We start from the raw sequence: 23,695 nt of genomic DNA, 5'->3' as shown, positions 1-23,695 counted from the left end.
GGGAGCAAGTGGCGTTGAGGAATTAGTTTTTCATCTCCACTCACCACTCTTCTGTAATGTTTAATAATGGTGGAGTATTGAGATTTATTAAGAAGACATTATGAAATATTGGCGAATAGTAGCTAGTCTTGTTTTGACTATGGTTTTATTTCTGTTTCCTCCTTCGGCGGAAGCTGCAAGTTCTTCTAGTATCACCCGTTCGGCTGGTGATGAATTGAAGGCTAAGGATTTCACTGGTCAAAGCTTAATTGGTGCTGAGTTTACCAATGTGGATTTAGAAAATGCCAACTTCAGCAATGCTGACTTACGGGGTGGGGTGTTTAACGGTACCGTGTTGGAGGGAGTTAATTTACATGGTGTAGATTTTAGTAACGGTATAGCTTATTTGGCGAAGTTTAAGAATGCTGATTTAAGTGATGCTGTTTTGACTGATGCCATGATGTTACGTTCTCTTTTTGATAATGTTAATGTGACCGGGGCGGATTTTACTAATGCGGTTTTGGATGGGACAGAGGTGAAAAAACTCTGTGTTAAGGCTAGTGGAGTGAATTCTAAAACTGGTGCTGATACCCGTGAATCTTTAGGTTGTAGGTAACGCCATGTCAAGCTTTGTCTCAAACCTAACCCCCAACCCCTTCCCTTGTAGAGAAGGGGAGCAAGAATCAAAGCCTTTGCAGAGGAGAGACACTCTGCGGGTTTGCGGTAGCCTTCCGTAAGGAAAGCAAGCTATGGAGATGGGTTTTAAGACTAAGTTGCCCATCGCCTTAGGTAGGTCTTAAAGATTGTTAGCTGAGTAGAAAAGATTTTCTATTTTCGCGCAAAGGCGCAAAGACACAAAGTTGTTATTAGCGTCTTTGCACTACATAAATCAGTAATACCAATGAAAAATTAAAATTGGTGTAGCTATTGTATTTTTACTGGATAAAAAGTGATTTTAAATACTATTGAGTAGTATTTATCAGTAAATTCAAGTTTGTCTATCAGCACAATCAATCACAAAAGACTTGCTGAAATCTTCACATTTTGTTACAAGAGTACAAAGAACTTCTAGAGACCCACAACCAAATGTTCGGCGGACTTACTGGTTTACAAGATCCTAAAGGCACTGATTGGGGCGAGAGAATGCTCAATACAGTAGCCAGCCAAACGATTCGCCACTTGTTTACCCAAAGCGAGTCAGTAGAAGTCTTCGTGCGCTGCTATCCCTCCAGCAAGCTGTTGCAAGGCAGCATTGATAGCTTCAAAATGAGCGGTCGTGGCTTAATCATCCGCAGAGATTTTGCGGTTGAGGAGATGTCTTTTGAGACTGATGCTGTTTCTATTGATTTTGGTGCTGTTTTGAGTGGTAAGTTGAATCTCAAGCAACCAACCCAGGCGATCGCTCAAATAATTTTATCTGAAGCTGGGATCAATAAAGCTTTTAAAGCTGAACTGGTGCAGAAGCGGTTAGTTAATTTAGTTGTACCTGCTTTAACTGAATTATCTGATGGCAAACCAGTCTCTTTTACCGATGTTCAAGTACAACTATTGCCTCAAAATAGTCTCCGAATTTCGGCTCAGGCAGATTTGGGTGGTGGAGAACTAATACCACTAAACATGACTTTAAGTGTGGCTGTGGAAAAGCGCCGCCGAATTTCTTTTAAAGACCCAAGAGTTGAACTTGACCTAGTTCCAGAAACACAACGAGAAATATCCCAAACCTTGAGCCTAGCACTGGCGGAAATTTTAGATAATATGGTTGACTTAGACCGTTTTGACCTTGACGGTGTGAAAATGCGCCTCAATCGGTTAGATACTGAGGGAGACAAGTTGATTTTCAGTGGCTATGCAGAAATAGAACGTATTCCGCGTAGTCCTTAAAGAAAAAGCAGGGGAGCAGGGGAGGAAATTCTTAATCAGCACGCTGCTCAATGCCCCACTATCCCTAACATCACTCCCATCACAAAAATAAATAGCGGGACAAACACCCCGCTATCTTTTAGTTAAGTATTGCGGTGGAATTTACTTCCAATCTTTATCTGCTTGGTCTAGGACATAAGCAGCTACATCTTCAATTTGGTTAGGTTTTAAGCGACCTTTGAAAGCAGGCATAGCGTTTTTACCGTTGGTTACTTGGGCAATAATTGCTTCTGCTGAATCCATCCCAAATTTTTCCAAAGCGTCTTTCTTCAGAGTTTTGTTGGCTTGAACCAAATTCTTGCCACCAGCATGACAAGAAGCGCAATTAGCACTGAATACTTTGGCTCCACTTACACTGTCTGCTGCCAATACAGGGCTACTGAAGGCAAAAGTGAAGAGTGCTATGCCTAACAGTACTAGGGAAAAAATCTTTTTCATTTCGCGTTCTCTTTGCAAATAAGGCTTATGCGGCCTAATATCTTCCTCAACAATTGTCAATTGAGGGATTACCTGCGTCAAAAGACAGGCTGTCAAACTTCATTAGTCAGTTGTCAGTTGTCGGTTGTCATTGGTTCCCCCTGCCCCCTATCTTCTATCCCCAGAGGCTAATTGGCTCATTGCATCTTCTGTAACGCGGCAAATTCGCCAATCATCTAATATTGATGCTCCCATGTGGCGGTAAAATGCTTGGGCTGATTCATTCCAGTCGAGAACACTCCACTCTAATCTTCCACAACCCCGTTCGACAGCAATTTGGGCTAATTTAGTGAGGAGTGCTTTACCAATGCCTTGTCGCCGATATTCAGGTAGAACGAACAAATCTTCCAGATAGATTCCTGGCTTGGTGAGAAAGGTAGAGTAATTATGAAAAAATAAGGCAAAACCTACACCTTGGCCTGCGGATTCCGCTAACATCGCCTCAACGTATCTCTGGGAGCCAAATAAATGCTCTTGAAGCGCAAGAACGTTGCCAGTTACAGCATGAGGTAATTTTTCGTACTCTGCCAATGCTTTAATTAAGCCAAACAATATTTCGCTATCAGCAGGTTCAGCAAAACGCACAGTCAAATCATTACGCACAGTCATTAGTTCATAGCCAATAGTCCACAATCAATAGTCTAAGCGATCGCCTCCCACGGAGTGAGCTTATCGTGTAGTTTTTTTGACTCAATACTCATGGCAGAATAAAAAATGGTCAGGTTAGTGATGAGTTCTGAGTCCTGAGTCTTGTTAGTGGTAGCGAGTCATTCAGCCTGTGATGAGTGAAAATATTAGCCCCTAATCTCTAGTCTTAAATCAACCAACCCTTAAGACGTTTTGCTATGTGAGGACGGCGTAATTTACGCATGGCTTTGCTTTGAATTTGTCGGACTCGTTCACGAGATAAGTTGAACATATTCCCGACTTCCTCAAGGGTGCATGGTTCACTGGTTGTCAAACCATAGCGTAAAGAAATTACATCTTTTTCCCTGGGAGTGAGGACATCACCCAAAACTTCCCAAATCTCCTGACGCATCATGTTTTCGTTCATTTTTGCTTCTGGAGAGAGGTTGTCTTCATCCTCTAATAAATCCATGAGTTCGGTATCTTCTTCTTTACCGACACGATGGTTAAGAGACAGTGCTTGTCGCCGGAGTTGTTGGAGTTGGCGTAGTTGGGGGACGCTAATTTCCAAAGCTTCCGCCATTTCTGCTTCGGAAGGGTTGCGGGTGAGTTTTTGTTTGAGTTCCCGTTGGGCTTTTTTGAGTTTGTTGAGTTTTTCTACAATGTGAATGGGTAGGCGGATGGTTCTGGCATCGTTAGCGATCGCTCTAGTAATTGCTTGTCTAATCCACCAGTAAGCATAAGTAGAAAATTTATATCCTTTATCGGGATCAAATTTTTCTGTAGCCCGATTTAATCCCATTGCACCTTCCTGAATTAAATCCAGAAAAGGTACTCCCCGATTGAGATATCGCTTGGCAATTGATACTACTAATCTCAAGTTCGAGCGAATCATTTTTCGTTTAGCTACTCGACCTTGATACAAACGATTTTCTAATTGCTTTTCTGTTACATCTAATTGTGCAGCTACTTGGGCTTTCGTTGGATGTTGTCCTAATTGCAATTGCAAAGCTGCTTGTAAATCTCTAAATTCTTCCAAAAATCTGACTCTTCTGGCTAACTCCACCTCTTCATCTGGTTTGAGCAGTGGATAGCGGGCCATTTCTTTGAAAAAAGCACCTACTGCATCATCATGCTCTGTTTTGTTGTATCCTGAAGGGCGAGCTGCTGCCATTTCATCCCCATCACGTTCATCTGAATCCAGATTCTCTACTATTGGGGGTTCTTCCTCTATTATTAGCTCTAAAGTTTCTAGAGATTGTTCTTCATGTTCAACAACATTTTCTAGTATTTCCATTGTTCCCAATTCAGCAATATTCATAGTTTCCTTGAGGGATTTATGCTTTGTTTGGTACATAATTTAATGACATCTGTTAACTACTGAGAATTAGTATTTTCACTAAATAAAGATGTGCTTATTTAGCAGCAAAAAAACAGATTTACATGAATTATTTTTTAGAAGTTCAAATTAATTGCCAGTCGTCTGTTTATAGCTAATACTATTTTTCAGTTCTCGGAAGTATTTAGTTTTGCACCCAAATTTTATTTTCTCAGTTTCCAACAGATATATTGCTTATTTTTTTATTAATCCTTTAGTCTGTCAAACCCCCTCCACCTTTTTCAAATTTAATAATTAGAAAAAAACAGGTAAATATTCCTTTATTCTTAATAATTATATACTTTTATAAAGTTTTTAGCTTTATCGGTTGAGAGTTATGACAAGAATCACAATATTTGTTGGTTTAGTGTTATGAGTTACTTAGTAATTTTCCTGAATGCTAATAATTGGGCAATTGATTATGTCAAAAAAATTGTTTGTATAAAAGCATCTCATAGAGACAAAGGAATGAATATCTATCAATGGGCGGAAAAAAGGCTATTCCCTATTTAGTAGTTAGATGAACTATTTCCGAAATAACTAGGCAGATAGTTTTATTCTTTATAGTGTACTTCAAATATTTATTGCACGTATGGTTGAGATAAATTTGTCTAGTAGATTACATAAGAAGAAAGTTATCAAGTATAATAAGTAATGAAAGTATTGTTAATTACAATTTACTTCTACAAAGAGAAAAATCAAAGTCTGGCAAGATAAGTAAATTTTTTAGCCCTATTTTAAGGAAATAAGAAAATTTATCTTTAATTTTCAGGAAGTATGTATATTAATGACATCAATTCGCTCGATTTAGTGGTTAATGAAAATAAGGAATTATACCGAACAACAACAAATGTAAATCACTACGTTGAAGTATTAGTAGACTTTCCTGGTAATTCAGGATTATTTACCTATCGAGTGCCAAGTCAGTTAGAAATCAAACCAGGAGACGTATTAAGTGTACCTTTTGGCTCCCAAATGTTGGGAGCGATCGCCATTCGGTTGTTGGCAGAACCCAATATTGACTTAGCACCAGAAAAAATCCGCGAAGTAGAAGATGTAGTAACTTCTGGGTTTTTTGCTAGTGCTTATTGGGAATTATTAAATCGAGTGGCTGCATATTATTACACGCCTTTGATTCAGGTAATTCGTGTGGCCTTACCACCGGGATTATTAGGGCGATCGCAACGTCGCGTCCGCTTGGTAAAAAAACAAAAAGACCAATTACCTATTACCTTTTTAAGTCCCTCAGCCCAGCAAATTCTCCAACTATTACAATCTCAACCATCTGGGGATTATAGTTTCGCTTATTTGCAACAAAAAGTTAAAGCGACCTATCGAGGAGTTCGGGAATTATTGCGTATAGGTTTAGTAGAGAGCTACTTAGAACCACCCCGTACAACTCGCCCAAAACTGCAAAAAGCAGTGATATTAATTGACACAATTGATCGTGATTTAACGAACCGCCAAAGGGAGATTTTGGAAGTACTGCGAAGACGTGGCGGTGAGTTGTGGCATAGTGAGTTGTTGCAAATTTGTAGTACCAGTTCTTCTACCCTGAAGACGATGGAACAAAAGGGTTATATTGCTATTGAAGAACGAGAAGTATTACGAACAGAACAGGGACAAGTATTAGATTTAGATACACCAAAGTCATTAAATATTGCTCAAGGAAATGCCTTAGCAACTATCCAACAGCTAGATGGATTTGCTCAAGTATTGTTGCATGGAGTCACAGGTTCCGGTAAAACAGAAGTATATTTGCAAGCGATCGCCCCACTACTCGCACAAGGTAAATCAGCCCTAGTTTTAGTCCCGGAAATCGGACTCACACCCCAGCTCACAGACCGTTTCCGCGCCCGCTTTGGTAACAATAAAATCAGCGTCTATCACAGCGCCCTCTCCGACGGTGAACGCTACGACACCTGGAGGCAAATGCTGACAGGCACACCCCAAATTGTCATCGGCACGCGCAGCGCCGTTTTTGCACCCTTACCCAACTTGGGCTTGATTATCCTCGACGAAGAACACGACTCCAGTTTTAAACAAGACTCCCCCATCCCCACCTACAACGCCCGCACTGTCGCCCAGTGGCGTGCAGAACTAGAACACTGCCCCTTGGTTTTAGGTTCCGCCACACCTTCCTTGGAAAGTTGGGTAAGTGTGAGGAGGGAGGCAGGAGGCAGGGGGCAGGAGGCAGGGGGCAGGGGGCAAGAAGAACATCAAAATTTCTCCGCAACGCACTACTCCCCCCTACCCGAACGCATCAACTCCCGCCCTCTACCGCCAGTAGAGATAGTAGATATGCGGCAGGAATTACAACAGGGAAATCGTTCTATATTTAGTCGGTCGCTACAAGAAGCTTTACAACACCTGCAACAGACAGGACAACAGGGAATTTTATTTATCCACCGTCGGGGACACAGTACCTTTGTGTCTTGCCGTAGTTGTGGGTATGTAGTGGAGTGTCCCCACTGCGATGTGTCTCTAGCCTATCACCAGACAGAAGCAGGTGCGCCGCAATTGTTGCGCTGTCATTACTGTAATTATGTGAGTGTACATCCCAAAAACTGCCCTGAATGCGCTTCACCTTACTTAAAATTCTTTGGTAGCGGTACTCAACGCGTCGCCCAAGAATTAAGCCGACAGTTTCCCGATTTGACATACATTCGCTTTGATAGCGATACCACCCGTAACAAAGGCGCACACCGTACCCTGTTGACTCGGTTTGCTAATGGGGAAGCGAATTTATTAGTGGGTACACAAATGCTCACCAAAGGCTTAGATTTACCACAAGTGACACTAGTAGGTGTTGTTGCTGCCGATGGGCTGTTGAACTTATCAGATTATCGCGCCAGTGAACGGGCATTTCAAACCCTGACTCAGGTAGCTGGTAGGGCTGGCAGAGGTGATGATCCCGGTAGGGTGATTATGCAAACTTACACCCCAGAACATCCGGTAATTGAAGCAGTCAGATTTCACGACTATCAATCTTTTGTGGAAGCAGAATTAGAACAACGACAAGTCCTCAATTATCCACCTTATGGCAGGTTAATTTTATTGCGACTGAGTAGTTTTGATCCTATTCAAGTACAGAATACAGCGCAAGCGATCGCCACAGTATTAAGTGCTAACCCAGGATTTGAATTATTAGGCCCAGCACCAGCTAGTGTAATGCGGGTAGCAAACCGTTATCGCTGGCAGATATTGTTAAAATTTGCCCCCGAAGCTTTACCACAACTACCAGACTGGGACGAAGTACGCTTACTTTGTGCCGATGGGGTCAACTTAACTATAGATGTAGACCCCTTAAATATTATGTGATGAAGCAAATAGTAAGCGATCGCCTGCAACTAACAATCCACACATTAGTAGTAGGCCAAGTACGTATAAAATCTGGGTGGTACGTTTGACTTTAGCCAAAATTTCTTGGTAAGAAAGCTGATCATTTTGGATGAGAAAAAATGCTGGGGGATTAAATAAGAAGGGTAACAGGCGACTGAGTACAAGTCTGAGAAAAAAGTTGATACTCCATAGCTTAGTGCGGAAGGGGGCTTGACCGTATTGCCAGGGAAAGGCGATTTGGGCAAGTCTGATCAAAGCTTTGACATCAGCAACCCGCAAGGATTCATATAAAGGTAGTGCTTGTGAGATATCATCATTACTTTGGGAGAGTGCTTCATCTAGAACACAAACATCTTCTAAAGCTGCATTTACCCCCTGTCCGATATCTGGCGGAAAGCAATGGATAGTGTCACCTAACAGCATTACCCCAAGAGCAGAGGAATCCTTACTTTTCGGCTTGTGTCTCAATAAAAATTGCAATCTAGGACAGTATTGAGGTTTTGGAAAATAACCGCCTTCACTTTTGGCAAATCTGTCTGCCTCTTCGGGCGATAATATTTTACGTATGGGTAACTGGGGAAAAGATTTCTCAAAAAAGCTGTAGATTGCCTCACCATCCTTTAATTCCCATATCTCATGATCTGGTGGGGTAATAACATTGGCCGTCCGTGGTTCCTCTGGGTTTTTCACGGGTAGTAAACCAAGACGTAAATAACGCTGGCGATTACGCAATGCTCCAAGGATAATATAAGCCATCTCACTCACGGCATATTCTTCACCACTATGAGCCAAAGGTGGTTTAGGTGGCAAGCTTAATACTTTATACCTCAAACCTGCACTGGCAGATGGGAAAAGCTGCATCTGAAATTTGTTTAATCCAGAAGTATCCCACTCTGCTAAGGTATTGCGAACAACTGAGCGCAGACCATCACACCCAGCTAATAAACTAGGCTCAAATCTGACAACATGATCGTTACCCACCTGAGCAACAACATCTAGTTTATCTTCTTCATTATTGATAGATATCTTGTTAATTTCGACACACTTAGCATCGAACAAGACTTTTATACAATTTTGCCAATTCCGTTCAATTTCTTCATACAACATCCTTACAAAAGCTTTTCTTGTTATCCAATATGCAGTTTTTCTTTTGGGGTCTACAATAGGCAATTTTGATGATTTTCTGCTGCCATTAGGTGCCATCCTGGTCAAATAAAATTCTTGAGTTGAAACACCAATTTCTGCAAGATTAGGCGTAATTCCCAGATAATCTGTGAACTTTTGACCACGACCATCTATTAAATAATTAAATGATTTATCAGGCTCATAATAATCTGCTGTCGCCCGTTGTTCCAATATAGTAATATTTGACCAACCACGTTTAGCTAGCATTAATGCGGTAGCTAATCCTGCGGGGCCTCCGCCCACAATTAAAATACTTTTATGAAAATACTGAGGCTCATCCGCTATAAATGATGGTTTTGCACACATATTCGGCTTAACTTTAGTATCAGCTAGTATTTTTCATATATTAATCCTCAAAACTATCAAAAATTAGATACTATTTTTGGTATTAGATTAATTTATTGATTTGCTGATCAAAAATGTTGGTGAAATTTTAAAATATACAACTTCATTTTTTATAATATTTTCTTATTAAGTACAATCATGCGAAAAAGTGTAATATTATACTAAAAGTCTGTTGACAATAAAGTAAATCTTACAGATTATAAAGTAGCCAATATTGAAGATGTGTTGTATAAACAGAGGTAATAACAGTCAAAATATATGAATAAAAGTAAAATTTAAATATTCTTAATAGAGACTTTAAACAGTATCTAAAAAATAGTAATGGCTGAAACAAGTAAATTATGTAGAGTTAATTGTGGTTAACGGAGAAGTTGCCAAATTGCTCACACTCTCATAAGTAAACAGGTTATTTTTTATATCTAATAATTAGCTTCGTAGCACTCAATTAGAATTGGGCGGGAAATAAATGGGACAAGGTTTGTTACAAATTGGCTTAACGCTATGTATTGTCATCACAATTACACCTATTTTAGGTAGATATATAGCACGGGTGTTCTTGGGAGAAAGAACAATACTTGATCCTTTAATGAATCCCATAGAACGGAGCATCTACATATTAATTGGTGTTCGTCCTAAGGATGATATGACTGGTTGGCAGTATATACGCGCAATACTATACACCAACCTATTCATGGGAATTTTAGTATATTTGCTGATATATTTTCAGAGGTTATTACCTTGGAATCCTAATAGTTTAGGTATACCTAACTGGGATATCATACTACATACAGTAATTTCATTTGTCACCAATACTGATCAGCAACACTACGTCGGCGAGACTACCCTCAGTTACTTCTCGCAAGTAGCAGCTTTGGGATTTTTGATGTTTACTTCCGCAGCCACTGGTTTAGCAGTGGGTATTGCCTTCATTCGCGGCTTAACAGGCAAAAAACTGGGGAACTTCTATATTGATCTCACCCGTGGGATCACTAGAATATTATTGCCCATCTCGGTAGTGGGTGCGATCGCCTTAGTTTTATTAGGTGTACCGCAAACATTAGAGGAAAGCTTGACTATTACTACCCTAGAGGGAGGAACACAGTACATCGCTAGAGGGCCAGTAGCATCCTTCGAGATGATCAAAATGTTGGGTGAAAACGGTGGCGGTTTTTTTGCGGCTAACTCCGCCCACCCCTTTGAAAATCCTAACAGTGCTACTAATTTCATCGAAATGATTGCCATGATTGCGATCCCCGCAGCCATGATTTATACCTATGGTGTATTTGCGAAAAACATCAAGCAAGCTTGGCTATTGTTCTGGATGGTATTTATTGTATTTGTCATTCTTGTGTGGGTAGCCGCAGGCGGAGAACTACAAGGAAATCCCCTAGTTAATGGCACTTTAGGCGTAGAACAGCCCAATTTAGAAGGCAAGGAAGTCCGCTTTGGTTGGGCAGAAACAGCACTGTGGGCAGTTATGACAACCGCTACCATGTGCGGTGCGGTGAACGGAATGCACGACTCCCTGATGCCTCAAGGACTATTTGCGACGTTATTTAACTTATTCTTGCAAATTATCTGGGGTGGTCAGGGAACTGGAACTGCTTACCTATTCATTTACCTAATTCTCACCGTCTTCCTCACAGGACTGATGGTAGGACGTACGCCAGAAATTTTTGGGCGCAAAATCGAAAAGCGCGAAATTGTTCTAGCTAGCTTGATATTACTAATTCACCCCATAGCAATATTAATTCCCAGCGCCATTGCGCTAGCTTATCCTTTTTCCCTCTCCGGCATTACCAACCCCAGCTTTCATGGTATTTCCCAAGTAGTTTATGAGTATGCTTCAGCTAGTGCCAACAATGGTTCCGGTTTGGAAGGACTGACAGATAATAGCCTCTGGTGGAATCTCAGTACCAGTGTCAGCATTCTCATCGGTCGCTACATCCCTATTATTGCCATGCTGTTGTTGGCTGATAGTATGTCTCGTAAACAAATAGTACCCCAAACCGCAGGAACACTGAAAACAGATTCCTTGTTATTTACCACCGTTACCGCCGGTATCGTATTGATATTGGGAGTTTTGACATTCTTTCCCGTCCTAGCCTTAGGCCCCATCGCCGAAGGTTTTAAACTAGCCTCTGGTAGCTAGAAGAGTTAGGGGACAGGGAGCAGGGGGAAAAACTTAGAGAAAGCTTCCCTCTTTTCTTTTTGCGCCTTGTCCCACTCCCCACTCCCCACTTCCCACTCCCCACTCCCGAAGATATGAATCCAGTTGCACCTACCCCAAAAACTAAATCCCCCCGTACTCGTCCCAGCGATCGCCGTCAAGCACGCAAGAAAGCTAAAATTAAAACCAAAGGAATTTACCTGCGGGCAATTAGGGATGCTTTTGTCAAACTCAATCCCAAATCTGCTATTAAAAATCCTGTAATGTTTTTGGTGTGGGTGGGAACACTCATCACCTTATCAGTCACAATTAATCCCAATTTATTCGGCCCCACCCAACAGGAAAATCCCCAACTTTTCAACGGCATATTAACAGGGATTTTGTTCTTCACCGTTTGGTTTGCCAACTTTGCCGAAGCAATAGCCGAGGGTAGAGGTAAAGCCCAAGCTGATACATTGCGCGCAACAAAGTTAGAAGCGATCGCTAAACAACTCTCTCCTGATGGCACAATTACACAAGTCCCTTCCAGTAGTCTCAAACAAGGCGACACTATATATGTAGTGGCTGGCGATATTATTCCCGCCGATGGGGAAGTAATTATGGGTGTCGCCTCAGTCGATGAATCAGCAATTACGGGAGAATCAGCCCCAGTCCTCAAAGAATCAGGCTCAGATATTGCCAGTTCCGTTACTGGTGGTACACGCATTATCTCCGATGAACTAATTGTCAGGGTGACGGCTGACCCTGGTAAAGGTTTTATTGACCGGATGATTGCCTTGGTAGAAGGTGCAGAACGCAGCAAAACACCCAATGAAGTAGCTCTGACAGTCCTGCTGGCTGTTTTGAGCTTGGTATTTTTATTTGTTGTCGCCACCTTACCTGTATTTGCTTACTATGCGGATACTCCAGTCAACGTGCCGATTTTAATCGCTCTGTTAGTAGCCTTGATCCCCACCACCATCGGCGGTTTACTTAGTGCTATTGGCATTGCTGGTATGGATAGAGTCGCCCAATTTAACGTCATCGCCACCTCTGGACGAGCAGTCGAAGCCTGCGGTGATATTAATACTTTAGTTCTAGACAAAACAGGCACAATCACCTTGGGTAATCGCTTGGCAGAAGAGTTTATTCCCATCAACGGACACTCAATCGATGAAGTAGCCAGTGTTGCTTGGGCAGCTAGTGTCTTTGACGATACCCCAGAAGGTAAATCAATTGTCCGCCTAGCTGAGAAATTAGGTATCAGATATGACCTCGATCCCAACTTAGCGGAAGCAGTAGATTTTTCTGCCAAAACGCGTATGAGTGGAACTAATCTACCCGGTGGACGTGAGGCACGTAAGGGAGCAGTGGGAGCAATTAAAGGGTTTGTGCGTTCTCGTAATGGACAAACTACCCCAGAACTAGATGCAGCCTATGAACGAGTTTCTCAACAGGGAGGAACACCCCTAGCAGTTTGTTTAGATAACGAAATTTATGGTGTCATCTACCTCAAAGACATTGTGAAATCAGGTATTCGAGAGCGCTTTGACCAGTTGCGCCGCATGGGGGTACGTACCATTATGCTGACTGGTGACAACCATATCACCGCATCTGTAATTGCCCAAGAAGCCGGAGTTGATGACTTTATTGCCGAAGCCACACCAGAAGATAAAATCACCGTAATTCAACGAGAACAAGCACAAGGCAAACTCGTAGCCATGACAGGAGACGGAACCAACGATGCACCAGCTTTAGCTCAAGCCAATGTCGGTGTAGCTATGAACACGGGAACTCAAGCCGCCAAAGAAGCCGCCAACATGGTGGATTTGGACTCAGATCCCACAAAACTTATTGATATTGTCAGTATTGGTAAACAATTGCTGATCACCCGTGGAGCTTTGACCACATTTTCCATTGCTAATGATATTGCTAAATACTTTGCGATTATTCCGGTCATCTTTGCGGCGGCTAATCTGCAAAGTCTCAATATTATGAATTTGACCAGTACGAACTCTGCCGTACTGTCCGCGTTGATTTACAATGCCTTGATTATTCCGGCTCTGATACCCTTAGCTTTGAAAGGTGTACAGTTTCGACCTCTCACCGCTAATCAGTTACTCCAACGCAATATTTTAATTTATGGTTTAGGTGGAGTGATTGCACCATTTATCGCTATTAAATTGATAGATGTGCTAATTACAGTTGTCGGGTTGGCTTAAACAAAGGACTTGGGGAATATGGGGAGAAAACTAATGACTAATGACTATTTAAGCTGTTATGTCAAAAAAAGTATGAAAAAAGAAATTAATGAATATGTCAAGTTTTTTATGATGGATTTTAAGCAAGCGATCGCCTATATTTGGTCACGCTTGTGTAAACAACAATTACTATTAGCGATCGCTATTATTTTGGGTTTACATCTCATCATTAATCCAGTCGTCTATGCAGCTACTAGCATTACATTAAATCAGAGCGCCGCCTGGGCTTTTGGTATTTTAGGAGTAGTGATTGCAGCACTTGTCATTTACTTATTTGCCGTCATTTTTCAGCCAGAGCGCTTTTGACAATTCAAAATAAACTAAGGGAAATCTACATCTAAATAAATTAAAAATTCAATTTTTACACTATCTGGAAAATTTTATATGTTTTTTATTCAAGAAATTTTTAGAGCAATTCGTATTACTTTAGTATTTTGGTTAATCACAGCCATAATATATCCTCTCGCTATTTTAGTAATTGGTCAAGGTTTATTTCCTTCTCAAGCTAACGGTAGCATCATGCAAAATATAGAAGCACAACCAATTGGTTCAGCTTTAATCGGTCAAGTATTTACTTCCGAAAGATATTTTCATAGTCGTCCTAGTGCAGTTAGATATAGTCAAGGTAGAAGAGCTAGACCAATTGGTATATCGGGTGGTAGCAATCTGGCTCCCAGCAACCCTGCACTACTCAACCGCGTGGTTGAAGAAGCAAATCAACTCAGCGATGAGAATATTCAACCTATTGCTGATTTAATATATACTTCTGGTTCCGGCTTAGATCCCCACATTTCTATTCAAGCAGCAAGACAACAGTTAGAGAGAGTAGCCCGCGCCCGTGGTGTCCAACAAGATGAAATTCTCAGTTTAATTAATAAGTACATTGATGGCAGATTTTTATGGATTTTTGGTGAGCCAGGAGTCAATGTTCTGCGATTAAATTATGCTCTCGACTTACAAGATATTAATCGTCAACAAAATCAATAAAATTGTTGACTATTCAAGATGAATTACGAATTAAGACGAGGAAAACATAAAATTTTTATTGGTATGGCTCCGGGTGTGGGGAAAACTTACCGGATGCTAGAAGAAGCACACGCACTTAAACAAGAAGGAATCGATGTTGTTATTGGACTATTAGAAACCCACGGACGCAAAGAGACAGCAGATAAAGCAACAGGACTAGAGATTATCCCTCGTCAGCAAATTGTCAGGGGTGGATTAACACTAACTGAAATGGATACAGACGCTATTATCAAGCGATCGCCCCAGTTGGTATTAGTCGATGAACTAGCCCATACTAATGTCCCTGGTTCCCCACGGGAAAAACGCTATGAAGATGTGGAAATGATCTTAGCCACAGGGATTGATGTCTATTCCACAATGAATGTGCAACATTTGGAAAGTCTTAATGATTTAGTAGCAAGAATCACTAGTGTAGTTGTCAGGGAGCGCCTACCCGACAGGATTCTAGAAGAAGCTGATGAAGTAGTGGTTATAGATGTTACACCGGAAACTTTACAAGAAAGGTTATTAGAAGGGAAAATTTACGCACCACAAAAAATCCAACAAGCCCTGGATAACTTTTTTCAACGTCGTAACCTGATCGCTTTACGGGAATTGGCTTTACGTGAAGTAGCAGACAGCGTAGAAGAAGAAGCCGCCTCTACTCCCAATGGAAAATTCTGTAATATTCACGAACGGGTTTTGGTCTGCGTATCCACCTATCCCAATTCAGTACAACTTTTGCGTCGGGGTGCTAGGTTGGCTGGCTACATGAATGCGCCTCTATATGTTGTGTTTGTTGCTCATCCTGAACGCTTTCTGACTAAAGAAGAAAGCTTACACATAGACACTTGTGAGAAATTGTGTAAAGAATTTGAAGGCACTTTTATTCGAGTGACTGACAGTAATATAGCTAAAGCGATCGCCCAAGTCGCAGAAAAATATCGCATTACGCAAATAGTCATCGGCGAAAGTCAGCGATCGCGCTGGCAAATTCTCGTCAAAGGTTCTTTAACTCAAAAATTAGTCCGCTTACTGAAAAACATTGATTTACACATCATCGCTACGGAAAAAACACCATTAGCCAAGCGCTGAATATTCATAACAATCATTTAAAAAAATTCTCACCAACACCTAGTGGTTTAGCTAATTCTTGTATTAAAGATTTTATTTCTTTTTCCTGATCTAAAGTATTGTTAAGTATTGCAACTATACAATAGAGATTACCAGCTATTAATCGTTTATTCTTATTTAAGTTAGTAATTTTAGATTCTTGTTGGGTAACTTCCAAATAATTATATATTTTCTTACTCTCAGGTTCTTTTAGATTTGGATATGTTTTTAATAATGACTCAATCTTTGATAATTTCTCAATTACTTCTTCTTGCCAACACTTTTGTTCTTCAACGGATTCTAAATCTCCTTCTGGTATACCCTCAGCCACTCCATTACTAAAAGTGACGCTGTATGTACAAGAACCACCCAAAACAGTCATACCATCTCCACCTACAAATTTTATTCTTCCTTCCTCTCCTTTGCTATATTCATTCCATTTAGTTCTTAAGACTACACGCTCCCCTTTCTTAAAAAGACTCATAATATAAAACCCTGTGTCAAATTAAAATTAAAGGTAACTATTGCCAGAGATATTGTAAATTATTAGTAAATAAAGAAAAATTGATTACCAAAAATAGGTGATTATTTTTTGACATGAGCGATAACATGAACTAAATTACCCCTTGCAAGTAACAAAAGAGCCTTTGTTCATGCCTTCGATTCAAGCATCTACCCTCCCCACCCGCGTCATCGGTTTAATTAGTGGCACATCTGTAGATGGTATAGATGCCGCCTTAGTAGAGATTACTGGTACAGATTTGGATCTGAAAGTTGAGTTGCTAGCAGGAGAAACATATCCGTACCCCGCAGACTTAAGAGAACGTATATTGGCAGTTTGTGCAGGAGAAGCCATCTCCATGTTGGAACTAGCACAGATAGATGATGCGATCGCTCTAGCTTTTACTCAAGCCGCCCAAAAAATTCAAATAGATCATCAGCCAGCAACTTTAATTGGCTCCCACGGTCAAACTGTGTATCATCGACCACCTAAAGAATCGGGAGTGGATCAGAAAACCCTTGGCTATACTCTCCAACTTGGTCGTGGTGACTTGATTGCCTATTTGACAGGAATTACTACTGTCAGTAATTTTCGTGCTGCTGATATTGCCATTGGTGGTCATGGCGCACCGCTTGTTCCCAGAGTAGATGCCTTTTTACTGAGTCATCCCCAGGAGAGTCGTTGTATTCAGAATTTGGGTGGTATTGGCAACGTCGCCTACATCCCACCTCGTACTGATAACTGGCTTTCGCAAATTCGTGGTTGGGATACAGGGCCAAGTAATAGCCTGTTAGATTTAGCGGTCGAACATCTAACTGCTGGTGCTAAAACTTATGATGAAGATGGTAAATGGGCAGCCAGTGGTACTCCTTGTTATCCCTTAGTAGAAAAATGGCTCACTCAAGAATATTTTCATCTCCCACCACCTAAATCTACTGGTCGGGAGTTGTTTGGTGTCGCTTACGTACACCAATGTTTCCAAGATGCTGAACCATACCAACTTAGTCCAGCCGATATGCTGGCAACACTCACAGAACTAACTGTGGCTTCGATTGTTCATAGTTATCGGACTTTTTTACCACAAATGCCACAGCGTGTATTTTTATGTGGTGGTGGTAGCCGTAATTTGTACTTAAAGCAAAGATTACAATTAGCCTTAGAAACAATACGAGTCGTGACCACTGATGAAGCAGGCTTGAGTGCAGACTTTAAAGAAGCGATCGCTTTTGCTGTGTTAGCCCACTGGCGACAATTAGGCATCCCAGGCAATCTACCAACAGCTACAGGCGCACCTCACGAAGTATTGTTGGGAGAAATTCATCAAGTATAGAAATGAGGAACCGAGCGAGAAAACTATTGACCATTGACTATTGACCAATAACTAATGACATTTTTGCTTTGCAGAATATATGTTTATAGTCTGATGACTACTCGATCAAGGCAAGGCAAGGAAGATACAAGGTGGCTCACACTTTTTTATTGGAACCAGGACGCTGGACAATACAAGGCAGTTGGCTAGAACGTAATGGTCTGCCAATCAGCGTTAAGGGTATGACCTTGGTGGCTTGGAATCGAGGTAACTGGTTCACAATGGCAGCAAAGCTAATATTTCCGGGTAGCGATCGCCCGGAAATTTCACTACAGTATAAAGGGCGTTTACATCAAGAAGAACGCCAATATACTTTTTTACTCCAACATAGTCTTTTAGGGCAGGTTGAAGGCGAGGGCTGGATTGGTCTAGATACAATTGTGCAACGTTACTGGGTCATGAGCGATCGGCAACGTCGTAGCGGATTTGAAACCATGCACCGAATTTCTGACGATGCCTATTATCTAAGTAGCGGCGTTATGTCAGGACATTTTCTAAGCAGCACAATGGAAGCCAGCCTAGAGCGTCAATGAAGCAGCAGAGAAGTCAATTCAAAATTCAAAAATATTGACTAATGACTCTTGACTATTAACCAATCCCCCAAATTTTGACATACCCTAAGTTATCTAGTGCAGAGAAATTGGGCAAACTAAAACTACAACAAAATTCAAGTGCTGTTGTATATTGGAGTCCAATTTTCTATGTCAGACCCCAACATAGGTCGTTTTCTTGCTAAACGCTACCAGCTTCAGGAATTAATTGGTACTGGAGCAATGGGGAGAGTTTACCGTGCTAAGGATGTTTTGTTGGGAGGTGTACCTGTTGCGGTAAAGTTTCTCGCCTTATCGATGCAAAATGAAAAAATGCGTTTACAAGAACGCTTTGAGCGAGAAGCAAAAACCTGTGCTTTACTGGGGCAAAAAAGTATCCATGTTGTGCGAGTCATGGACTATGGCGTAGATGAAAATAAAATTCCTTTTTATGTCATGGAATATTTACAAGGACAAAGCCTCAACCAAATAATTCGGCAGCAAAATATCTCTTTGTCCCGATTTGTGAGTATGGCACGTCAGATTTGCTTGGGTTTACAGTGCGCTCATGATGGCATTCCCGTTGATGGCACGGTCTACCCAATTATTCATCGTGATATTAAGCCTAGCAATATCTTGGTGATTCAAGACCCCAGTTTTGGAGAATTAGTTAAGGTTTTAGATTTTGGTATTGCTAAGTTACTACAGTCAAATAGCGATCAAACAAAATTTTATTTGGGGACACTTGCTTATTCATCTCCTGAACAGATGGAGGGTAAAGAATTAAATAATCGCGCTGATATTTACAGTTTGGGTGTGATGATGTTTGAAATGCTCACAGGCAAGATGCCACTAGTCGCACCTACTCATTCTTTTGGCTCATGGTACAAAACTCATCACCACCAACCACCACGGACTTTTGCTGAGGTTGCACCGGAATTAGCAATTCCTCAAGAAGTAGAGGATTTAGTTATGAGATGTTTAGCTAAGGTAGCGAAAGACCGACCGCAACATATTAAGGAAGTATTACAAATTTTAGAGTCTGTCGAACAACAACGTAGTCAATACTCATTGAGGCAGAGCAATCACAAAAACCATCAATCTACGGCTACTCTAACAATTAACGCTGTACCTGAATACAAGACAATATCTGATTTACAGTTATCCTTACCTAAAAATGACATCATTTACAATACTTCCTGGCCTCAAAATAAACCCATCGCTGATATTGTTTTTCCTCAGTCTATCCAAGTTAATAGAGAAGTCTTACCTGCGCTATGGGTAATGTTGCCAGAACGGGAAATTTTCAAACGCATAATTTGTAGTCGTTACAATCAATTTTTGTTCATCACAGCGCCTCACCCCATGCTGTTATGGATAACTGTCATCCATAACCGTAAATATGGAGCTAAATGGTTGCCTTACTATCTTGATCTCAAAACTAATATTGGACAAGAGATAGCTAGCTTGTTGGTAAAAACAGGTGGCTATCGTTTACTATTCTTTGCGAGGGAATCACCAAATCGCTGTTCTCATGTCTTAGCTGCTAGTGTCGCCTCTGTTCAATGCCAACGACTACAACAGTGGATAATGACCGCAAGAACGTTTGTCTCAAGCACTGATCCCCAATTAAGCAAAAACCTACTCAAAGGAGAATACGAAAAGATTAAGCCTCAAATTCTAGCAAAATTGTCAGCTATTGACACAGATTCTCCAATTGATCTTTCTGGTTAGAGTAGATTGATGAGGTTATGTGTAGTCTCTGTAGTATTCAACCTCGTCTAAATATGTAAACTTTTATAAATAATATATATAACTAGTTGTAACTATTATTGGTAGTAAATATAATAATCATCAGTGCGAGTGGAGAAGGCGCTGCTGGTTCAATGTAAAGCAAAGTGTTCATTATACTTATGGCATTTGAAAGTTAAATGTACACAAGTGCAACCTAGTCAAGAGTCATTCAATAGGCGAAATTTGCTAACACTATCAGCCTGGTAGGCGAAAATCTAGACAAGTTAAAGGTAAATATTGCTTTACAGCTAAAGTAGATGCCATGTCTCGTTTTGAGTCATTCACTTTTAGTTATGTGCAGTTAATTTGGTCGAAAGTTGACGCCCCAGCATCCCCAGCTCTTTTCCTCCCAGGAACTTAGCAAGAGAAGGAGGTCGCCCACTGCGACACATAGTTACTCTATGCCGGAGTGGAACCTGAATCTAAGCCCCACTGATGCTTCAGTAACTCTTGATAAGTAGCCTCGCGGACAACCATTTGCTCGTATAGTTTGACCAAGAAATCTTTTGCTTGGTCATGACTCATGTTCTGCACTTGAGTGGAGAATGAGCGAATGCTGAATTGTTGTTCCAAGGACAGTTGAATTGGTTGGTTCATAACAGACTCCTAAAAGACAACGCGTAAAAGTGATGTCGGTTACAGAATTCCTATAGGAATAGGACTTTAGTTAGTACCTGCCTTATATTGTTTATCCGTATTAAGAAAGATAACAATTATTTGACAGATTGCCTATATCCTTAATAGGTAAAAATTTTGCTTTGTTGTTTTGCATCTGAGCCTACTGATATACAACCCAAGTCTGCCAAAGGCGATTTCGGGTAAATTCACTAATTTTGTGAACTTGCAGTAGGTTCAATACCATAATTCACTTTTTTAGCCAAAAAACTTCTCTTGGCGGGAGAGGTTAAGGGCTAGATAGTAAATTAAGGGTAATAAGATCGCATTATATGCGTCTTACATTATTATGTGCAAGATGTCAACCGACAAAATTTAGTTAAACTAAACAGCCAATTGGGAAATTGATTGACTAAAAATATTTGTATCAAGTTGTAAATAGGAAAAATGCTCAGGTTGAACAAATTGCTGAGTATATTTACTAAAAAGTCAATAGTCATTAGTCAACCGTCAAAAGTCATTCTCTCCCGCTCCCTGCACCACTAATTACAGAGTGCTTAATTATTTTTTATTTGGCAGTCTCTTACTCAAGGGCGACAATGACAACGGTAATGTTGTCGTGTCCGCCTTGTTCTTTGGCGGCTTCCACTAAGGAAAGAGCAGATTTCTCTAACAAATGAGTAACTTGCAAGTTATCTGCGATGTTTTGATCGGCCAGTTCTTCTGTTAAACCATCACTGCATAACAAAAGGCGATCTCCAACTTTCACGTTTAATGGTTGCACATCAACCTGGTGTAGGTCTTCTCGACCCAAACAACGGGATAATACATGGCGAAATGGATGGACTCGTGCTTCTTCACTGGTGATGTCGCCAATTTTGATAGCTCTAGCCACCCAGGTATGATCTTCTGTGACTTGTTCTAATTGTGTCTCTCGCAAACGATACAGCCGGGAGTCACCGATGTGAGCGCACCAAGGCTCTTCACCACGGAAAATGACGACTACGACTGTCGTCCCCATATCAGCTCGTTCAGGATGATTTCGCTGATCATGGAGAATGGCTTCGTTAGCCTCCCATAAGGCTTGTTCTATCAATTCAGCCGAGGACTTGGGAGAATCCCAATTAGACGTCAAATAGGCTTTAATTTCGCTTGTGGCGATGCGACTTGCTTGTTCACCTCCTGCATGACCACCCATACCATCAGCAACGATAAAAAATCGTCCATCAGGGTCGATATAATAATCATCCTGATTATTAGAACGAATCAGACCCGGATCACTAAGACCCGTGAAGTTCAGTTTCATAAATTTTTACTGCAACAATTAATACATACGGTCATAACGGTCTAGACGGAGAAGCAGTCGAATCAGTGCTACTGAGACTGCTGCGGCAATTAAACCAGCCAGTAGTGATAACCATACATAATGATTAACTAACAAAATAGTGGCTGAAAGGGTAAATCCACTGATTATCAGCGCGTAGCCTATGCCTATTTGAATATTACCCTGTCTCCGTAGCAGGCGTTCTGATTCTATAGAACGCACCCGTAGGCGCATATCTCCCCGCTCTAATTTTTCTAAAGTATCTTCTAATCTCCGTGGTAATCCAAAAGCAGTGGTGCTAACTTGGACTGCTTGCCGGCTTAATTCATTGAGGAAGCTATTGCCGTCTGAACCATTCATGTCGGTCATGAGCTGCATTGCATAAGGTTGGGCAACTTCCATAAAGTTAAACTCTGGATCTAAGCCTTTGCCTACCCCTTCTAGGGTGGAAAAAGCCCGCATCACAAAAGTAAAAGTTGCAGGAAATCTAAATGGTTGATTATAAGCTATTTCGTATAAATCATCACTGATTGCCGCCACAGATTGATTCTCAAAGGGCTTATCCATGAAATTGTCGAGCATATACTGCACAGAACGCCGCACTGGACCCATATCGTCTACGGGTGCGATCGCTCCCAAATCTATGAGAGACTGGACTACGCGATCGCCATCTTTCTGAGCAATACCAAACAGAGTTTGCATTAGCCCTTCACGGATATTCGATTTAATCTGCCCCATCATGCCGAAGTCGTAGAAAATTAAAGCACCATCGGCACTAACAGCAATATTACCTGGATGGGGGTCGGCGTGGAAAAATCCATTATTCAGCAATTGTAGGAGGTAGGCTTGAGCGCCTTGACGAGCAAGTATTTTCCGGTCTAACCCTGCGGCTTCTATTGCTTCGTATTGGCTAATTTTAATGCCAGGGAGATACTCCAAAGTTAGCACTCGTGGCGAGGCATAACGCCAATAAACCTTGGGGACTTTCACCCAGTCGTAGCCGCGAAAATTCCGCCGAAATGTATCAGCGTTACGACCTTCGTTAAGATAATCGATTTCTTCCCAAAGAATGCGACAACACTCTTCGTAAATCCCCATCCAATCCCTTCCCCGGCCCCATTTTGGATGACTTTGAAAATAGCGGGCAATGCCTTTGAGAATTTGTAAATCTATCTCAAATAATTTTTTTAATCCAGGTCGTTGCACCTTAACAACAACAGATTCTCCACTATGTAACACAGCTTTGTGTACTTGACCTAAGCTAGCAGCAGCTAGCGGAATAGGCTCAAAACTGTGAAAGAGTTCGGGAATTTTTTTACCCAATTCTTGCTCAATTGTTTTTTCTACTTGTTCATAGCTAAACGCCGGCACTTTGTCTTGTAGCTTTGCCAACTCTTCGACATATTCACCAGGGAATATATCTGCACGGGTAGAAAACAACTGCCCGACTTTAATAAAGGTTGGTCCCAAATCCAGCAGAGTATTACGAATCCAGACTGCTTGAGCTTTGCGCCGTGCAGCCTGTTTTGTTTCTGTGACACCGCCAGGATAACTCCAAGATTTGTTGTATCGCCAAAGCTTGAACATTAAGGTCAAGACAAAAGACCAAATGTCCACAAAACGCCGCTTGCTAGAGTAGTTTTCCCGATTCCAACGGTAAGCCTTATCTGAATAACTGGTTTCCATATCCTGCGCGTACCGTCGGGTTATTACTGAATCACCTGGAAGAAAAGACACTCTGATCCCTAAACTGTTTTCATAAAGTGCCATTCGCCAGTTA

The 23,695-nt window shown here is 41.2% G+C and carries 19 protein-coding genes and 1 pseudogene; 12 read left to right on the top strand and 8 right to left on the bottom strand.

The annotated features are described in order from the left end of the window. The first annotated feature begins 100 nt into the window (after positions 1-100). Positions 101-595, top strand: coding sequence for a pentapeptide repeat-containing protein (locus H6G18_RS12410; protein ID WP_190407408.1), 495 nt, complete (start codon positions 101-103; stop codon positions 593-595). A 470-nt stretch (positions 596-1,065) separates the two neighbouring features. Further along, positions 1,066-1,860, top strand: coding sequence for an LmeA family phospholipid-binding protein (locus tag H6G18_RS12405; protein ID WP_190407407.1), 795 nt, complete (start codon positions 1,066-1,068; stop codon positions 1,858-1,860). Positions 1,861-2,001: 141 nt separating this feature from the next. Here H6G18_RS12405 and petJ read toward each other — a convergent pair whose 3' ends face one another. The 3 genes from petJ to H6G18_RS12390 form a co-directional block, all read right to left on the bottom strand. Next, positions 2,002-2,337 (bottom strand): cytochrome c6 PetJ, encoded by a 336-nt coding sequence (gene petJ / locus H6G18_RS12400; protein ID WP_190407406.1) that lies wholly within the window; start codon positions 2,335-2,337, stop codon positions 2,002-2,004. A gap of 147 nt (positions 2,338-2,484) precedes the next feature. Next, positions 2,485-2,985: a GNAT family N-acetyltransferase gene (locus H6G18_RS12395; RefSeq protein WP_190407405.1), complete on the bottom strand. Its 501-nt coding sequence runs from the start codon at positions 2,983-2,985 to the stop codon at positions 2,485-2,487. Between the two features lie 205 nt (positions 2,986-3,190). After that, on the bottom strand, positions 3,191-4,360 hold the full coding sequence (locus H6G18_RS12390) for an RpoD/SigA family RNA polymerase sigma factor (protein ID WP_190407404.1): 1,170 nt from the start codon (positions 4,358-4,360) through the stop codon (positions 3,191-3,193). A gap of 798 nt (positions 4,361-5,158) precedes the next feature. Here H6G18_RS12390 and priA point away from each other — a divergent pair. Next, a complete protein-coding gene (gene priA / locus H6G18_RS12385; RefSeq protein WP_190407403.1) occupies positions 5,159-7,702 on the top strand; it encodes a primosomal protein N' in 2,544 nt (847 codons plus the stop codon). Here priA and H6G18_RS12380 read toward each other — a convergent pair. Continuing rightward, complete coding sequence (locus tag H6G18_RS12380) at positions 7,688-9,214, bottom strand: FAD-dependent oxidoreductase (RefSeq protein ID WP_190407402.1); 1,527 nt, start codon at positions 9,212-9,214, stop codon at positions 7,688-7,690. The genes priA and H6G18_RS12380 overlap by 15 nt on opposite strands. Positions 9,215-9,719: 505 nt before the next feature. Between H6G18_RS12380 and kdpA the strand changes: the two genes are divergently transcribed. From kdpA to H6G18_RS12355, 5 genes are all read left to right on the top strand, one after another. Continuing rightward, a complete protein-coding gene (kdpA, locus tag H6G18_RS12375) occupies positions 9,720-11,405 on the top strand; it encodes a potassium-transporting ATPase subunit KdpA (protein ID WP_190407401.1) in 1,686 nt (561 codons plus the stop codon). A gap of 113 nt (positions 11,406-11,518) precedes the next feature. Beyond that, complete coding sequence (kdpB, locus tag H6G18_RS12370) at positions 11,519-13,624, top strand: potassium-transporting ATPase subunit KdpB (protein WP_190407400.1); 2,106 nt, start codon at positions 11,519-11,521, stop codon at positions 13,622-13,624. 33 nt (positions 13,625-13,657) lie between these two features. Then, positions 13,658-13,969 carry a K(+)-transporting ATPase subunit F gene (gene kdpF, locus H6G18_RS12365; RefSeq protein ID WP_242040288.1) on the top strand — a complete coding sequence of 104 codons (312 nt, stop codon included), beginning with the start codon at positions 13,658-13,660 and terminating at the stop codon, positions 13,967-13,969. A gap of 78 nt (positions 13,970-14,047) precedes the next feature. Next, positions 14,048-14,650 carry a K(+)-transporting ATPase subunit C gene (gene kdpC, locus H6G18_RS12360; RefSeq protein ID WP_190407399.1) on the top strand — a complete coding sequence of 201 codons (603 nt, stop codon included), beginning with the start codon at positions 14,048-14,050 and terminating at the stop codon, positions 14,648-14,650. Positions 14,651-14,668: 18 nt separating this feature from the next. Further along, positions 14,669-15,763, top strand: coding sequence for a universal stress protein (locus H6G18_RS12355; RefSeq protein ID WP_190407398.1), 1,095 nt, complete (start codon positions 14,669-14,671; stop codon positions 15,761-15,763). A gap of 13 nt (positions 15,764-15,776) precedes the next feature. Here H6G18_RS12355 and H6G18_RS12350 read toward each other — a convergent pair whose 3' ends face one another. Beyond that, complete coding sequence (locus tag H6G18_RS12350) at positions 15,777-16,265, bottom strand: hypothetical protein (RefSeq protein ID WP_190407397.1); 489 nt, start codon at positions 16,263-16,265, stop codon at positions 15,777-15,779. A gap of 169 nt (positions 16,266-16,434) precedes the next feature. Here H6G18_RS12350 and H6G18_RS12345 point away from each other — a divergent pair, with 169 nt between their 5' ends. The 3 genes from H6G18_RS12345 to H6G18_RS12335 all read left to right on the top strand — a co-directional run bounded on the left by H6G18_RS12345 (position 16,435) and on the right by H6G18_RS12335 (position 19,916). Continuing rightward, positions 16,435-17,613: an anhydro-N-acetylmuramic acid kinase gene (locus tag H6G18_RS12345; RefSeq protein ID WP_190407396.1), complete on the top strand. Its 1,179-nt coding sequence runs from the start codon at positions 16,435-16,437 to the stop codon at positions 17,611-17,613. 131 nt (positions 17,614-17,744) lie between these two features. Further along, positions 17,745-18,185 carry a hypothetical protein gene (locus tag H6G18_RS12340; protein ID WP_190407395.1) on the top strand — a complete coding sequence of 147 codons (441 nt, stop codon included), beginning with the start codon at positions 17,745-17,747 and terminating at the stop codon, positions 18,183-18,185. A 168-nt stretch (positions 18,186-18,353) separates the two neighbouring features. Next, positions 18,354-19,916, top strand: coding sequence for a serine/threonine protein kinase (locus tag H6G18_RS12335; protein ID WP_190407394.1), 1,563 nt, complete (start codon positions 18,354-18,356; stop codon positions 19,914-19,916). 459 nt (positions 19,917-20,375) lie between these two features. Here the strand turns inward: H6G18_RS12335 and H6G18_RS12330 are convergent, their stop codons facing one another. Both H6G18_RS12330 and H6G18_RS12325 read right to left on the bottom strand, forming a co-directional pair. Beyond that, positions 20,376-20,573, bottom strand: coding sequence for an NblA/ycf18 family protein (locus H6G18_RS12330; RefSeq protein WP_190407393.1), 198 nt, complete (start codon positions 20,571-20,573; stop codon positions 20,376-20,378). A 601-nt stretch (positions 20,574-21,174) separates the two neighbouring features. Then, positions 21,175-21,897, bottom strand: a complete 723-nt coding sequence (locus H6G18_RS12325) for a Stp1/IreP family PP2C-type Ser/Thr phosphatase (protein ID WP_190407392.1) — start codon at positions 21,895-21,897, stop codon at positions 21,175-21,177. A gap of 2 nt (positions 21,898-21,899) precedes the next feature. On the opposite strand from H6G18_RS12325, the gene H6G18_RS25255 reads away from it, so the two are divergent. Next, complete coding sequence (locus H6G18_RS25255; protein WP_390824900.1) at positions 21,900-22,025, top strand: cation-transporting P-type ATPase; 126 nt, start codon at positions 21,900-21,902, stop codon at positions 22,023-22,025. Between the two features lie 550 nt (positions 22,026-22,575). On the opposite strand, the pseudogene H6G18_RS25250 reads toward H6G18_RS25255, so the two are convergent. Beyond that, positions 22,576-23,502 (bottom strand): annotated as a pseudogene (locus tag H6G18_RS25250) (ABC1 kinase family protein); the annotation flags it as partial. Between the last annotated feature and the right edge of the window lie 193 nt (positions 23,503-23,695).

Source organism: Anabaena subtropica FACHB-260 (assembly GCF_014697105.1).
Classification (GTDB): Bacteria; Cyanobacteriota; Cyanobacteriia; order Cyanobacteriales; family Nostocaceae; genus Trichormus; species Trichormus subtropicus.
The sequence above is the reverse complement of the archived record's forward strand: the minus strand, read 5'-3'. Positions and strand labels throughout refer to the sequence as shown.